Raw genomic sequence first — 13,422 nt, forward strand, 5'->3', positions numbered from 1 at the left:
GCGTTGTTCGGAGGCGGCTTCGATCCCACCTCTCAAAATCGAGAGGTGGGGCACCCGGTCTCTTCGTGGGCATCCGCTGTTTGTCTGTAGAGCGATGAGGTTTCGAGCGATGAGCGACGAGGGGAGTCGCTTAAGATGGAAAGAGTGCAAGGCAGGCTCATTCTCGGGATTGAGAGCTCGTGCGACGAGACCTCGGCGGCGGTGGTGCGTGGCGGCAGCGAGGTGCTGGCGAACGTGGTGGCGTCGCAGCTGGTGCATGCGAGCTATGGCGGCGTGGTGCCGGAGCTAGCCAGCCGGGAGCATCTGCGGGCGGTGGTCCCGGTGACGCGCGAGGCGATGCAGCGGGCGGGGTCGGTGTTGGGTGAGGAGCTTCGCTACTCGGAGCTTGAGGCCATCGCGGTGACCGAGGGGCCGGGGCTGGCGGGTGCGCTGCTGGTGGGGATCACGTTTGCGAAGTCGCTGGCATTTGCGGCGGGGGTTCCGCTGATCGCGGTGAATCATCTCGAGGGGCACATCCATGCGGTGCTGATGGAGAGTGCGGCGGCGTTTGAGGGCAAGGCTCCGTTGCTGGCTGTCGTCGTGAGTGGCGGGCATTCGCATTTGTATTTGGCGGAGAAGGACTCGCAGGGGCTTTGGCGGTATCGCAATGTGGGGCGGACGGTGGACGACGCTGCGGGTGAGGCGTTCGACAAGGTGGCGAAGCTGCTGGGGCTTCCTTACCCTGGTGGGCCGTGGATTGATGCGCTGGCGCGGCATGGGGTGGCGGATCGCGAGCTGTTCGCGATTGCGCAGATCAAGCAGAAGGCTACGGGGCATGTGGCTCCGAAGCTGGTGAAGGATCGTGCTGCGGACGCCGAGGTTCCGGAGGACGCGACGCGATTCGATTTAAGCTTCAGTGGGTTGAAGACTGCGGTGCGGCGGTATGTGGAGCTGCACGCGATGCAGGGTGCGATTGCGGAGCGGTTCGAGGCGTTGAAGGCTGCGGGGCTGGACAAGGCGAAACCGCGTGGCGAGGCGCTGGAGGCGGCGGTTGCGCACTTCGATGCGGCGACGCTGAATCTGATTGCGAGCTTTCAGGATGCAGCGGTGCGGAACGTGGTGCGCGCGGCGTTTGGCGCGGCGGAGCACTATGGGGCGCAGGGGATTCTCGTGTCGGGCGGCGTGGCCGCGAATACGGCGCTGCGCGAGACGATGATCGCGCGGGCGGAGAAGCAGCGGATTGCGATTGCGTTTCCTTCGATTGCGCTCTCGACGGATAATGCAGCGATGATTGCGGCGGCGGCGTGGCCGAAGCTGCTCGCGGGGCGGTTCGCGGACGATACGCTGGAGCCTACGCCGCAGTTGAGGCTGGGGTGAGGGAGCGTTCTCCGTGCTCCGTTGACCGTTGTCCGCTGCAAACTAGCCCGGGTCCGAGAATCCGGACCACCCGAATTCCCCGGCTCTACAATAGAACTGCGAATTTCTACTGAGAAAGTCCCAGACACTTGCCGCTTAAACTTTTCAACACACTCTCCGGCCAGATCGAGGAATTGTACGCCTCCGATGGCTCGGCCGTTCGTTTTTATTGCTGTGGACCGACCGTGTATGACTACGGCCACATTGGCAACTTCCGCACCTTCCTGCACGTGGACGTGCTGCGGCGGGCGATCAAGCTCGAGGGCATGGGCGTGCGCCACGTGATGAACGTGACGGATGTGGATGACAAGATCATCCGCAACGCTGCGGCGGCGGGGCTGCCGATTGGCGAGTACACGGAGAAGTACACGCAGGCGTTCTTCGACGACTCGGACGCGCTGGGAATCGAGCGGCCGGAGGCGGTGGCGAAGGCTACGGAGAACATCCCGGAGATGGTGTCGCTGGTCGAGACGCTGGCGAACGAGGACATTGCGTACAAGGCCGAGGATGGCAGCTGGTACTTCCGCATCGCGAAGTTCCCGGAGTACGGCAAGCTTTCGAAGAAGGACTTTGAAGGCATCGAGGACGGCGCGCGCGTCGACGTGGATGAGTACGACAAGGACGCGGCGCGGGACTTTGCGTTGTGGAAGGGCGCGAAGCCGGGCGAGACGAGCTGGGAGACTCCTCTGGGCAATGGACGGCCGGGGTGGCACATCGAGTGCTCGGCGATGGCGATGAAGTTCCTGGGGCCGAGCTTTGATTTGCATGCGGGCGGCGAGGACCTGATGTTCCCGCACCATGAGAACGAGATTGCGCAGAGCGAGGCGGCGACGCACAAGCCGTTTGCGCGGCACTGGTTTCATGTGCGGTTTCTTCTTGTCGAAGGCCGGAAGATGTCGAAGTCCGAAGGGAACTTTTATACGCTGCGCGACCTGCTGCTGAAGGGCCACAAGGCGGCGGCGATCCGGTTCCTGCTGCTGAGCGTGCCGTATCGGCAGCAGCTGAACTTTACGTTCGATGGACTGGCGGCGGAGACGGCTGCAGTGGAGCGGCTGCGGACGTTCCATCAGCGCATCGTTGCGGGCGTGAAGGCGGGGACGTTTGCGGACACCGTGGCTGAGGGCGAGGGCACGCTGCAGGACACGATCGCGGCGAAGGATAAGGCTTTCGTCGACGCGTTGGAGAATGACCTGAACACGGCCGAGGCGCGGGCGGCGATCTTCGACGTGTTGCGCGCGGTGAATGCGGCGGCGGACAAGAACTCGCTGAGCAGGGCGGATGCGGAGGCTACGCTGGCGCTGCTGGCGAAGTTCGATTCGATCTTTGCGGTGCTTGAAGATCGCGATGGCGAGCTGACGAAGAGCGCGCTGAAGTGGGCCGAGGAAGAGGGCAAGCTGGATCAGGTAGCGCCGGAGGTGCTGGCGCAGTTCGGTGCGGGCTCGCTCAGCGATGCGGAGATTGATGCGCTGGTCGCAGAGAGAACGCAGGCCAAGAAGCAGCGGAACTTCGCGCGGGCGGATGCGATTCGCAATGACCTGCTGGCCAAGGGGATTGTGATTGAGGATTCGAAGGATGGGGTGCGGTGGAAGCGCAAGTAAACTTGCGCGAGTGAGTAGAGTGCAGTGAATAGTGAATAGTGAAGTAAAGCGCCCGCGGGAGCGATGTTGCGTTACTTCACTATTCACTTTTTCACTATTCACTTTTTCTTGGAGCCTATCAACGTGCGCAGGAATTCCTTTGTTGCCCAGGGGGCTTTGCCTGCGTAGCGGGCGATGAAGTCTTCGCCGGCTCCGATGACGACACGGTCGGGGGTGAACTCGGGTGAGAGGGTGTTGGCGGTGAGGGCGTAGGTTGCGCCTTTGCGGAGCACGAGAGCCTTCCAGCAGCCGGGTGGGACGGCGATGACGGGGCGTTCGCCGTGGGCTACGTCGCGGCCTAAGGTCTGCTTCTCGACGTGGCCATCGGGATGGAAGATGTAGTAGTCGACGGGGCCACCTTCGATGAAGATGTGGGTGTCGGCGGGCTCGAGCCGATGCAGGAAGTTGATGGGCAGGGCGCGGGTGAGCATGTAGTAGTTCTGGCTCTGGACGCTGAGCGCGCGGCCCTTCACATCCACTTGCAGAGGCGTGACGCCGATGATGCCGAGGTAGCCGGACTCTCGCGGAAGCACGCTGAGGTGCAGCTCGCGGATGAGCTCGCGGACGCGGGGGTCGGGCTCGTACGGTGTGGGTTGTTGGGCAGCAAGGCCAGCGAGGGCGAGACCCGCGAAGAGCAGAACGATTGATGCGCGAAGAGGCGGCCTCATGCTTTGCAGGCTAACAGGGGCATGGCTCCGAGGCTTGCGGCATGTAGTCGCTCCCGAATCGTTACTGTTGATTCGCGAATTCGACCGAGGCTCGTCACACCACGCGGTGTGGTTCCTAGACTCGATATGTGAGAGCTTTCAGGGGTCGTGTGCGGGCTGCGTGGGTTGTGGCCGTAATGATGATTTGCGCAGGGACTGGCTTTAGCGCGGCAGGGAGTTCGCCTCCGGTTGTTTCTGGTGGGATGTCGCTCTATGTCGAGCCGACGCTGCGGCTGACGATGAGTTACCCGAAGGGCTTTGTGCCGCGCGTTCCGGAGACGCTGGAGGCCGTGCTGGAGCGGGAGCATCTGAGCACGTCGGAGGACGCGCCGACGGAATGCATGCATACGATCTTCCGTGCGACGCGAAGCGCCGGGACGTCAGGCGGATCGACGCCGGAGACGATCCTGCTGATGGATGTAGATCGCTTCTGTCTTGCGGGGCGAATGAATGGCAGCCAGGGGCTGGCGATGGTGGCGGACACAGTGTTGCGCATGCGCGGGGTGATACCGCTGGTCGCGACGTCTGTTCGGCGAGTGAAGGAACATCAGGGCCATCCGATTCATGCGGGGATGTCCGCGGGGATGATGATCGCCGATGAAGCTGTGCCTGGCAGCGACGGAGCTGCGTTCGGTGTGCAGATGCCGGTGTACGTGATGGCGGCAAGCTTCGAGCAGCAGCAGCACTGGCTGCTGGTCCTGTATCTGAGTGGAGCGTACGGCAAACAACGCGCGACGATCGGAAGCATGAGCGTGAGCTTCGATGGGCAGCAGCAGGTGTCGCTGTTTCCCTTCCTCGCGGGACGGGCAGTGGACGGGGAGTAAGCGCGCCCATGCTGCTGATCATTTGATTATTCGACAGCTTGACCGGAGACGCCGACGATCTCACGCTTGCCGGGAATGCCGCGGCTGAGGACAACCATCGCTACGCCGGCGACGATGACGCCCATGCCGAGGAGCTGGATGCGCACCATGCGCTCGCCCAGGATGAGGAAGCCCAGCAGCACGGCGATGACGGGGTTCACGAAGGCGTAGGTGGAGACCTTGGTGACGGCGACGTTCTGCAAGAGATACGTGAAGGCGACCAGGCCGAAGAGCGAGCCGAAGATGGAGAGATAGACGATGGCGCTGCTTCCCTGCCAAGTCCAGACGGCGCGATGGAAGCCGCCGCTGGCGAGCGCGACGCAGAGATTGAAGAGGCCGGCTGAACCAATCTGCCAGCCGGTGGCGACGAGGGTGTCGGCCTGGAAGCGGCAGCGGCGGGAGAAGACGGAGCCCGCGGCGAAGGCGATGGCTGCGCCGAACAGCACGATGACGCCGAGGGTTGGATTGGAGTAGCCGACCATGCTCTTGTGGGTGAACTCGGCGCGGATGGAGGGCAGGACAAGGACAGCGAGACCGGCAACGCCGAGCAACGTGCCGAGCCAGCCGCGGCCGTTGAGCGGCTCGCCGCCGCGGCCCAGGCGCACCATCACGACTTCGATGAGGGCGATCATGATGGGCGTGCTGCAGACGACAAGGGCAGCGAAGCCGGAGGGGACCATGGTCTCGCCCCAGGTGAGGAGCATGTTGTTGGCGCTCATAAAGAGGATGCCAGCGACGGCGAGCCGCCAGCCTTCGCCTTTGGGGACGCGCAGGCTTTTTCCGGAGACGGCGCAGATGAGAATGATGAGCGCGGTGGAGAGCAGCGAGCGCGAGGCGGCAACGATAGGCACGGGGAGATGCTCCCCGGCGACGTGGATGGCGAGATAGGTGGATCCCCAGAAGAGGTACACGCTGGTGAAGGCGATGAGGATGAGCGTGTCGCGGGATCGTGCGGTGGAAGAGGGTTGAGACATCGAGTGTCTATGGTAGACGGCTCGGGAGCTGGGGTGGGATACGATGTGCGTCGAGGCTGCGGAAACCGGAGTGTGAGCTGTAGAGGTGTGAGGTGTCCAGGGAGGAGCGAGGAGTGAGGCGTCGGTTGAGATGACAGGTTCCCGCAGGAATGATGGAAAGACAAAGGCCCACTGCTCGCAGCGGGCCTTTTTCGCGTTGTTGTGCTGGTTAGAAGTGGAAGGCCAGCTCGCCGGTTACGGTTCTCGGGGTGACGTAGTGTGTGCCGGAGAAGGTGGAGAGGAAGTTGTAGAGCGCGTACTTGTCCGTGACGTTGATGGCGGTGACGCGGGTGGAGAACTTGTAGCGGTCGTGATGGAAGTGGAAGAGGTCGTCATCGCCCATGGCCATGTCGAAGAGGGCGCGGGGATCGATGCGGGTGGGGCCCTTGTCCGCGTTCTCAGTGCCCGGTGCGGGGATGTGGATGAGGTTCGAGGTGAGCTGCGAGGAAAGGCACTGGCTGAAGCCCGCGGTGGGCGTGGCGCTAACGCCGTTGCACGCAATGCCGGCCTGGAACTGCTGGTCGGGCGAGAGCTTGCTGAGGTTGAGAAGCGGCTGGCCGTTCTGCGTCAGCGGGGCGCCGTTGGCGTTGAGTGAGAACGGGAGGCAGTCCGTGTTGGCGCTGGAGTTGGCGTTGTAGCAGGGAGCGGCGCCGGCGACCATGCCGCTGTCATAGCGGAAGTTGACGCCGTACCAGAGCGACTTGCGGAAGGGCATGTTGTATTGCACATGCGTGGTCTCGTTGAAGCGCTCGTCGTGGTCGATGCGGAAGGGCGTGTAGACATGGGCGGCGGTGCTGGCCGAGGAGGGCACGGCTCCGACGCCGCCGATCTGCGGCGAGAAGAAGCGGGCGGCGACGCTGGAGGCGTTGAACTGGCCGGAGATGCCCTTCCAGTCCGTCATCGCGAAGGAGATGGCGTAGCCGGGGATCTTGGAGTTGTGCCACTCGATGGGGAAGGTGATGGGCGTGGTGCCGAAGACAGAGAAGTCGTAGGCATTGTGCGTGTACTTCCAGATGTACTCACCGGTAAAGACGAAGTGTTTGCCTGCGGACTGGCTGAGGCCGGCGTGGAACTCGTTGCGGAAGCCGGGATTGAACGGCGTCGCGGTGGTGGAGGTGCAGCCTCCGGTGACGTTGAAAACGGCGTAGATCACTGCGTCCGAGCAGCCGGTGGAGCTGAGGACGAGGTTCTCGTTGAAGGGCGTCTCCTGGGTGCGGGCGTAGGAGGCGCGGAGCACGGTGCCGGACTTCTTGATGGTGTAGCTGAGGCCGGTGCGGGGCTCGGCCTGACGCTGGATGGTGAGGCCGTTGTAGAAGTCGCCGCGGACGCCAAAGTTGATCTGCCAGGGACCGGCGGTGATCTGATCCTGCGCGTAGAGCGCGAGCTGCTTTACGTCGGCACGGCCGTGCCAGGAGTAGTAGCCGCCGCCACGGGTGAAGTCATAGCCGAGCAGTACAGGAGCGAACGGCGTGGGCAATGCGGAGGCGTTGGGATTGGCTGCGTTGTAGTTCGTGCCGTTGTTGGCGAAGAGCCCGGCTCCGGCGCACTGCGCGGTGGAGGTGAAGCCGTTGACGGGGTCGTTGCTGCTATCGAGGCAGGGAGCGTTGGCACCGGGATCGGTGAGGCCGGTCTGAAGGTTCTCGCGCAGGAAGGTCTGCGCATACATGAAGCCAGCCTTGGCGTTGTGGATGCCCTTCACGTAGGAGATGTCGCCGTGGGCGCCGGTGTTCATCAGCGAGCGCTGCTGGGCGACGGACTCCTGCTGCTGGGCGGGGGCGTAGTCCAGCAGGGGGTTCTTGCTGGGGTAGTAGTTATAGGCGTCGCGGCGGATGTAAACGCCGAGGTTGGAGACCGCATTGGCAGAGATCGTGTGCGTCCAGCTGGGAGCGAAGTCGACGGTTTCGATCTTGGAGCGCTGGTCGGTGTTGCCGAGGAGATGGCCGTTCTGGTCGGTGACGCCGAGGTTGGCGTAGTCGTTGGGGGTCTGGAACCAGGAGCGGGTGAACTGCACGTTGAAGTGCAGGGTGTCGGCGGCGGAGGGCTGTAGATCGACGCGGTCGAAGAGGTTGGTCTCGTTGCCCTGGTCGTGGAGGGCGGCGAACTCTGGGGTATCGAGGAAGCGGGCGGTGTCCATGCCGCTGGCGGCGATGAAGTTGCCCCAGTTCTTGCCGCCATAGGAGAGATCGCCACCGATGCTGGAGGAGCCGAAGCTGCCGTAGCTGGCGTTGATTTCGCCGGTGGGGGTGGTGACCCCCTGGCCGGAGCGGGTGGTGGCCTTGACGACGAGCGAGGTCTTGTCACCGTACTCGGCTGGCGGAGCGCCTTCGATGACTTCGAGCGACTGGACGGCGGCGGCGGGAACAGAGTTGGAGAAGACTTTGCTCTGCTGGTCGGTGATGGGCTGGCCATCGAGCGAGAAGGAGTTCTCGGCGTGATCGCCGAGGCCGTGCATCATGCCGTTGGAGTCGGAGCTGACGCCTGGTGAGGCCTGGGTGACGATGGAGCTGAGCTCGCTGGAGGCGCTTTCGAGGGGCATGTGCGCGATGAGTGAGCGATCGATGTCGGTGTGGGCGGTGGGATCGTTCTCGACGAGGTCCATGGGCGCCTCGACGGTGATGCTGTCGGTGGATGCGGCTATGGTGAGCGTCACCGGGAAGTTGACGGCGACGGGAGAGTCGACCGAGACGGGCTTGCTGAAGGAGCTGAAGCCGGGAGAGGCCGCGCTGAGCGTGTAGCCGTGGAACGGGACGTTGGGGAACTGGAAGTGTCCCTGGGCGTCCGAGGTGGTGGACTGCGCGTAGCCGCTGACGCTGTTGGAGAGCTTGAGCGTGGCGTTGGGGATGGCGGCGCCGGTGGAGTCCGTGACGAAGCCGGCGACGGTGCCGGAGTTCGACTGGGCGGTTGCCGCCAGGGCAAACGCAACGCCAAGCATGACCGAGCTAAGAGCCCGGAGGTGGCGTTGGAGGCGGCGAACGATAGAGCGTTGCAAGATCAACAAGAGACTCCTGTCTCACGGGCTGCGAGGCGACGTGGGCATCGCAGGCTCGGTATGGGGGCCCGGGGCACAACGAGAGCAGTGTGCGGGGGCCGGAACTGCGTCGGAGAAGGCCGTTTGCGATCGTCTGGAAACCAGTTCCAGGAGCGCGGTTGCGGTCCTTCCGGCGGAGGAGGCTCAGCATCCCGTTGCGAGGTAGGAGGAAGGTGTGTCCGGCGTGAGAGGGACACCTGGCCGGAACGAGTGCGGCACTTCCGCCTCCTGCAACGGGAGGAGCTATCCGAGTGGAACGGACAGAGCAGGCGGAGGCCGGGAGAACCCGGCAAAGTGCTCCGGCTCCTGCGCGAAGGCGAGATGCCCGGGGGTGTTCTCCGCGGTGAGCAGGCTCGGCGGAAGCGCGGCGTGGCCGCCAGCTACGGGAAGCGCCGAATGCATGGCCACGCAGAGCGGACAGACGGACTCGTCCGGCGCAACCGTTCCGGCGTGTTGCTTGGTGAGCTCCGGAGTGCGGCCAGGAAGGCCGACACCGTGAACATGCACCGCCTGGGCGGTACTCGCGAGCGCGACGAAGAGCAGGCAGAGCAACGCCACCCAAGGCGAGCTGCGGCGACCGTCCAGGTAGGACGGGTGGCCGGAGCTCAAACGGGTTCCGAAGTGGTGTCGCATGCTGATTGTCGCGAGGAGGCCCGCTGGGGCCAGTCTTACAGGATTGGACGCGGGAAGCTACCGGAAAGTTCTCTTGCGGCAACGCCGATAAAGCCAAAACGGCGAGCCTGTGGAGGGCTCGCCGTTGAGGATTTGACCGGTTTTGATGGCTTCAGCTCGCTACAACACCGGAAGAAGCCCGAAACCTAGTAGCTGAAGAACTCGTTGGAGCCGCGGCGGAGGCGCAGGCCGTTCATGAAGCTGACGATGGCGGCGAGCCAGAGGATGCCGTCCCAGTAGGCCATGGGGTGCGTCCAGCCGGGGCCATAGGTGAGGTCCTGGCCAGCCCAGAGGGTGACCAGCGTGGCGATGATGGTGAACTGGAAGCCCATGACCAGGAGGAGCTGGCCGCGGCGGCGGCGGCGGTCGAGGGCGTCGACCTCGGCCGGCGTCAGGGTGCGTTCATCCACGGGAATCAGCGTGTTGGCCATCGTACGTCGCTCCTGATGAGGGTGGTGCAGGAAACTGCCGGCGGGCTCGCGTGCGAGGCGAGGCTTGCCTAGCGACATTAGATCACAAACCGGGGCCGGGAAATGGCCGTTGACCGCACAAGGCCTTGCGCCTCAGCGGCTGAAGCCGCGTTGATTTCTGGCGGATTTTGTCACGGCTTAAGCCGTGACCTGCCGTTCGTGCCACATCGTCAGAGGTTCCCTAACCACCGATGCGGGATTTGCCGAAGGCGGCGCGGAGGCGGGCTTCGCGGTCTCCGGAGGAGGCGACGGAGGCTTCCTGCAGGGGCACGACGGACTGCAGGCTGGTGACCTCGAAGCGCTTGCGGCAGCGGATGTTCTTGCAACCGAGCATGTCGTCGCGGCGAACCATGTAGCTTTGGGCCTTGGCGAACTTGGCGCGGTCGAGCTCGTCGGCGCCGCGGGGCACCTGGGGACGCTTGCGGCGAACCAGCCAGCTGATCTGGTACTCATTGACCTGGCTGCAGTGGGGACAGGTGAGCGAATGATTCTTCTGCTCCGTCCGCTCCTCGAAAAAATCGCGCTCTTCCATCGGACTCCTTTGCGCGCCACACCGTGCGTTGCCGGGGGATTGAACGGCGCCGCGCCGGCACTCGAGTGCACGAATAAGTATCCCATACGGGATGCGAGATGATCTGTAGCTGCCGCCACAGAGGGCTGCGCGCTTGATAGGCTTGTGGGCACGCTGAAGGCGGAACGGAGATCGCATGTCCAAGGCAAAGAAGAAGGTTTTTTCGGTGGTCGCCGCGGTGAAGGCGGCGGCTCGCGAACACGTTGGCACGCCACCGGCGGAGAAGGTGCTGCCCGATCCGAAGGCGAAGGTGCTGGCCAAGCCGAAGCATAAAGAGACGCTTTCGGACCTGCTGAGCAGCGATCCGGAAGAGTAGAGAGCGGGGGATTGACGAAGTCCCTGCCTTGCCAAAGGTTCGCCGCGGCGTCTAAGTGTTCATCACCGAGACGAATTACGTCTCCGGAGGAACTACCGATGCGCACTCCCCGCTTCCCTCTTGCTTTGTTGCGTGCTTCCCTGCTGCTCGCTTTTCCCGTTGCCTTTGCGCTGCCCGCTCATTCCCAGATGAACGAGTCGCCGTCGCTTGCGATCAATAAGGACAACCGCACGCTCACGATCTCGGCGACGGACCATGCGGAGGCGGACGCGGAGGTTGCGGACTTGTCCGTGGGCTACACGGTGTATGGGGCTACGCTGCAGGCGGCGTACAAGGCGGCCTCGGAGAGCTCGAACGGGATTGTGAAGGCGATGCTGGATGCGGGCGCAACCAAGGCGGAGATGCAGAGCCGCGCGCAGCAGGTGGCTCGGCTGAACGACTATGAACAGAAGCAGCAGAAGGGCGCGAAGTTTCGTGTGAGCCAGACGTGGACGGTGAGCACCGAGCCGGGCAAGGCGGCGGTGATTCTCGACGCGGCGGTGCAGGCGGGAGCGAACCAGAGCGGCGACATTACGTGGCGGATGAAGAGCAATCTCGCGCTGGATGAAGCCGCGCTGCGCAAGGCCACCGAGCATGCAAAGGCATTGGCCATGACGATGGCGCAGAGCCTAGGAGCAACGCTGGGCAAGCCGGTGTATGCGACCAATAACGTGACGCAGACGGTGATTCGGCCGGTGTTTGCGATGCGCGCGATGGCCAAGACCGCGGATGCGAATGGTCCTGCGCCGCTGGACATCGAGGCGGAGCGGGTGCAGTCAACGGCTACGGTGCAGATTGTGTTTGCGATCGAGTAGGGATGTGCCGTGGACGCATCCTGCGAACCCACGTCTCAAAAATCGAGACGTGGGGCACCCGGAGTCTCGATGCCCCACAAATCTTTGCCACCGCCAGCGAGATACACGGGTTGCCCGCTTGCTACTCTCAGGGTCGGAATGATGGCGAGTCATCCGGTTCCCGTATCCTTGTCTTCATGCCGATGAGTCCTCTCAGCCTCGCCATCCTTGTGTTCACGCTGGTGGTGATGTATTTTTCGATTTCCCTGCACGATATGGCGCAGGCCTGGATGGCGAACCGGCTGGGCGATCCTACGGCGCGCATGGCGGGACGGATGACGTTGAACCCGATGGCGGGGTTCGACCCATGGGGCATGGCGTTGTGGCCTTTGCTCTCGCTGTTCGTGTTCCATAGCCGGCTGCCGTTTGGCTGGAGCCAGCCGGTTCCGATGACGTATCGCAACTTCCGGACGAAGAACGGCGAGGTGTTGTCGATCCTGGCAGGGCCAGCGGCGCAGCTGATCGCGGCTACGGTGTCGCTGATCGTGCTGGTGGTGATGAAGCACTATGCAGCGGGCGGACAGATCTCGCTGCAGGTGGCGTTCTATCTGGGCAAGGGAGCGCAGATGGATGCGCTGGGGCAATTGCCGGGCATCCTGCCCGTAATGCTGCTGCTGTACCTGTCGATCACGATGAACCTGCTGTTGCTGGCGCTGAACATCATTCCGTTTCCGTTCTTCGACGGTGGGCGCATTCTGGTGCTTCTGCTGCCGTACAACGCGGCGAAGGCGTTCGAGCAATACAGCATGTACTTCATGATCGCGTTCTTCTTTCTGGGCGGGCCGCTTACGCTGATGGTGTTTTCGCCGATGATTTCGGTGTTTGATGGGCTGTTGATGAGTCTGTAGGGAGTCGCTGTTTCACCACTCGCAGAGCCGAGCATCCGATCCCTCAGGGGCTAAAGCCCAGTGTTTCCGGGCCATGTGTGGCGGGGCTGAAGCCCCGACCTGACAAAGCTGGGCTGGCGCGGGGTAGCGGCCTGCCGGTAGCCGCTGCGCGGCTAGCGGTTCGCGAGAGACATTTTTCGGGGCCTTCAACAATCACGAAGGAGGAAGACATGGCTGCAACGCAACGGGAGTGGGTCGCCGTCGATGACTATGTTGGCGAGGTGATGCTGGGGCGGGATGAGGTGCTGGAGCAGACGCTGGCGGTGAATGGCGATGCGGGTCTGCCGTCGATCGATGTGTCGCCGGCGCAGGGGCGGTTTCTCGAGGTGCTGGCGCGGGCGTTGGGTGCGCGGCGCGTGCTGGAGCTGGGCACGCTGGGCGGGTACTCGACGATTTGCCTGGCGCGGGCGCTGCCGAAGGACGATGGGCAAGAGGGCAAAGGTCGCGGGCAAGCGCGGCTGATCTCGCTGGAGTTCAGCGCGCGGCATGCGGAGATTGCGCGGAGCAACATCGCGCGGGCGGGATTTGCGGATGTGGTTGAGGTTCGCGTGGGATCGGCTTTGGAGTCGATGCGGGCGCTGATCGCGGAGAAGCCAGAGGCGTTCGACCTCATCTTTCTCGATGCGGACAAGGACAACAATCCGCGTTACTTGGAGCAGGCGCTGGAGCTTTCGCGCGTGGGTACGGTGATCCTGATCGACAACGTGGTGCGCGAGGGCGAGTTGGCTGACGCAAGCAGCGATGACGCGCGCGTGCAGGGGCAGCGCAAGGCGGTGGAGCTGATGGGACGGCATCCGCGGCTGCGGGCGACGGTGATGCAGACCGTTGGCAACAAGGGGTATGACGGGTTTGCTATGGGTGTGGTGATCGCGTAGCTTCTGCGGCGGCTCGGTTGAGCTGTAGAGGAGTGAGGTCTTCAGGTTGCGAGGGGCGAGGCGCCTCCCATTCGCTACGCCCAGGGTCGGAAGGC

13 protein-coding genes are annotated in these 13,422 nt (G+C 63.7%); 7 read left to right on the forward strand and 6 right to left on the reverse strand.

The annotated features are described in order from the left end of the window. Nucleotides 1-135: 135 nt before the first annotated feature. Together AC5E6W_RS18045 and cysS are read left to right on the forward strand one after the other, a co-directional pair. The gene (locus AC5E6W_RS18045) at nucleotides 136-1,356 is read left to right on the forward strand and encodes a tRNA (adenosine(37)-N6)-threonylcarbamoyltransferase complex transferase subunit TsaD (RefSeq protein ID WP_491753720.1); all 1,221 of its coding nucleotides are present in this window, start codon (nucleotides 136-138) and stop codon (nucleotides 1,354-1,356) included. A 128-nt stretch (nucleotides 1,357-1,484) separates the two neighbouring features. Beyond that, a complete protein-coding gene (gene cysS / locus AC5E6W_RS18050; protein WP_491753721.1) occupies nucleotides 1,485-2,993 on the forward strand; it encodes a cysteine--tRNA ligase in 1,509 nt (502 codons plus the stop codon). A 98-nt stretch (nucleotides 2,994-3,091) separates the two neighbouring features. Here cysS and AC5E6W_RS18055 read toward each other — a convergent pair whose 3' ends face one another. Then, nucleotides 3,092-3,700: a cupin domain-containing protein gene (locus AC5E6W_RS18055; RefSeq protein ID WP_491753722.1), complete on the reverse strand. Its 609-nt coding sequence runs from the start codon at nucleotides 3,698-3,700 to the stop codon at nucleotides 3,092-3,094. 242 nt (nucleotides 3,701-3,942) lie between these two features. Between AC5E6W_RS18055 and AC5E6W_RS18060 the strand changes: the two genes are divergently transcribed. Continuing rightward, entirely contained in the window at nucleotides 3,943-4,563 is a 621-nt protein-coding gene (locus AC5E6W_RS18060) for a hypothetical protein (RefSeq protein ID WP_491753723.1), read from the forward strand. A gap of 26 nt (nucleotides 4,564-4,589) precedes the next feature. Here AC5E6W_RS18060 and AC5E6W_RS18065 read toward each other — a convergent pair whose 3' ends face one another. The 5 genes from AC5E6W_RS18065 to AC5E6W_RS18085 form a co-directional block, all read right to left on the reverse strand. Next, entirely contained in the window at nucleotides 4,590-5,576 is a 987-nt protein-coding gene (locus tag AC5E6W_RS18065; RefSeq protein WP_491753724.1) for a DMT family transporter, read from the reverse strand. Between the two features lie 208 nt (nucleotides 5,577-5,784). Beyond that, nucleotides 5,785-8,604 (reverse strand): TonB-dependent receptor, encoded by a 2,820-nt coding sequence (locus AC5E6W_RS18070; protein ID WP_491753725.1) that lies wholly within the window; start codon nucleotides 8,602-8,604, stop codon nucleotides 5,785-5,787. A 282-nt stretch (nucleotides 8,605-8,886) separates the two neighbouring features. Beyond that, complete coding sequence (locus tag AC5E6W_RS18075) at nucleotides 8,887-9,252, reverse strand: hypothetical protein (RefSeq protein WP_491753726.1); 366 nt, start codon at nucleotides 9,250-9,252, stop codon at nucleotides 8,887-8,889. A 209-nt stretch (nucleotides 9,253-9,461) separates the two neighbouring features. Next, entirely contained in the window at nucleotides 9,462-9,746 is a 285-nt protein-coding gene (locus tag AC5E6W_RS18080; protein WP_491753727.1) for a hypothetical protein, read from the reverse strand. A 220-nt stretch (nucleotides 9,747-9,966) separates the two neighbouring features. After that, nucleotides 9,967-10,317, reverse strand: a complete 351-nt coding sequence (locus AC5E6W_RS18085) for a hypothetical protein (protein ID WP_491753728.1) — start codon at nucleotides 10,315-10,317, stop codon at nucleotides 9,967-9,969. A gap of 175 nt (nucleotides 10,318-10,492) precedes the next feature. On the opposite strand from AC5E6W_RS18085, the gene AC5E6W_RS18090 reads away from it, so the two are divergent. The 4 genes from AC5E6W_RS18090 to AC5E6W_RS18105 all read left to right on the forward strand — a co-directional run bounded on the left by AC5E6W_RS18090 (nucleotide 10,493) and on the right by AC5E6W_RS18105 (nucleotide 13,327). Then, a complete protein-coding gene (locus AC5E6W_RS18090) occupies nucleotides 10,493-10,672 on the forward strand; it encodes a hypothetical protein (RefSeq protein ID WP_491753729.1) in 180 nt (59 codons plus the stop codon). A 98-nt stretch (nucleotides 10,673-10,770) separates the two neighbouring features. After that, complete coding sequence (locus tag AC5E6W_RS18095; RefSeq protein WP_491753730.1) at nucleotides 10,771-11,526, forward strand: SIMPL domain-containing protein; 756 nt, start codon at nucleotides 10,771-10,773, stop codon at nucleotides 11,524-11,526. A gap of 176 nt (nucleotides 11,527-11,702) precedes the next feature. Beyond that, nucleotides 11,703-12,413, forward strand: coding sequence for a site-2 protease family protein (locus AC5E6W_RS18100; protein WP_491753731.1), 711 nt, complete (start codon nucleotides 11,703-11,705; stop codon nucleotides 12,411-12,413). A gap of 209 nt (nucleotides 12,414-12,622) precedes the next feature. Next, nucleotides 12,623-13,327 (forward strand): O-methyltransferase, encoded by a 705-nt coding sequence (locus AC5E6W_RS18105; RefSeq protein WP_491753732.1) that lies wholly within the window; start codon nucleotides 12,623-12,625, stop codon nucleotides 13,325-13,327. Nucleotides 13,328-13,422 lie beyond the last annotated feature (95 nt).

The organism is Bryocella sp., from assembly GCF_058498515.1.

Coding starts and splice junctions, on each gene's coding strand:
- AC5E6W_RS18090 (WP_491753729.1), top strand. CDS start 10,493: ATGTCCAAGGCAAAGAAGAAGGTTTTTTCGGTGGTCGCCGCGGTGAAG.
- AC5E6W_RS18045 (WP_491753720.1), top strand. CDS start 136: ATGGAAAGAGTGCAAGGCAGGCTCATTCTCGGGATTGAGAGCTCGTGC.
- AC5E6W_RS18055 (WP_491753722.1), bottom strand. CDS start 3,700: ATGAGGCCGCCTCTTCGCGCATCAATCGTTCTGCTCTTCGCGGGTCTC.
- AC5E6W_RS18080 (WP_491753727.1), bottom strand. CDS start 9,746: ATGGCCAACACGCTGATTCCCGTGGATGAACGCACCCTGACGCCGGCC.
- AC5E6W_RS18065 (WP_491753724.1), bottom strand. CDS start 5,576: ATGTCTCAACCCTCTTCCACCGCACGATCCCGCGACACGCTCATCCTC.
- AC5E6W_RS18105 (WP_491753732.1), top strand. CDS start 12,623: ATGGCTGCAACGCAACGGGAGTGGGTCGCCGTCGATGACTATGTTGGC.
- AC5E6W_RS18100 (WP_491753731.1), top strand. CDS start 11,703: ATGCCGATGAGTCCTCTCAGCCTCGCCATCCTTGTGTTCACGCTGGTG.
- AC5E6W_RS18085 (WP_491753728.1), bottom strand. CDS start 10,317: ATGGAAGAGCGCGATTTTTTCGAGGAGCGGACGGAGCAGAAGAATCAT.
- AC5E6W_RS18095 (WP_491753730.1), top strand. CDS start 10,771: ATGCGCACTCCCCGCTTCCCTCTTGCTTTGTTGCGTGCTTCCCTGCTG.
- AC5E6W_RS18060 (WP_491753723.1), top strand. CDS start 3,943: ATGTCGCTCTATGTCGAGCCGACGCTGCGGCTGACGATGAGTTACCCG.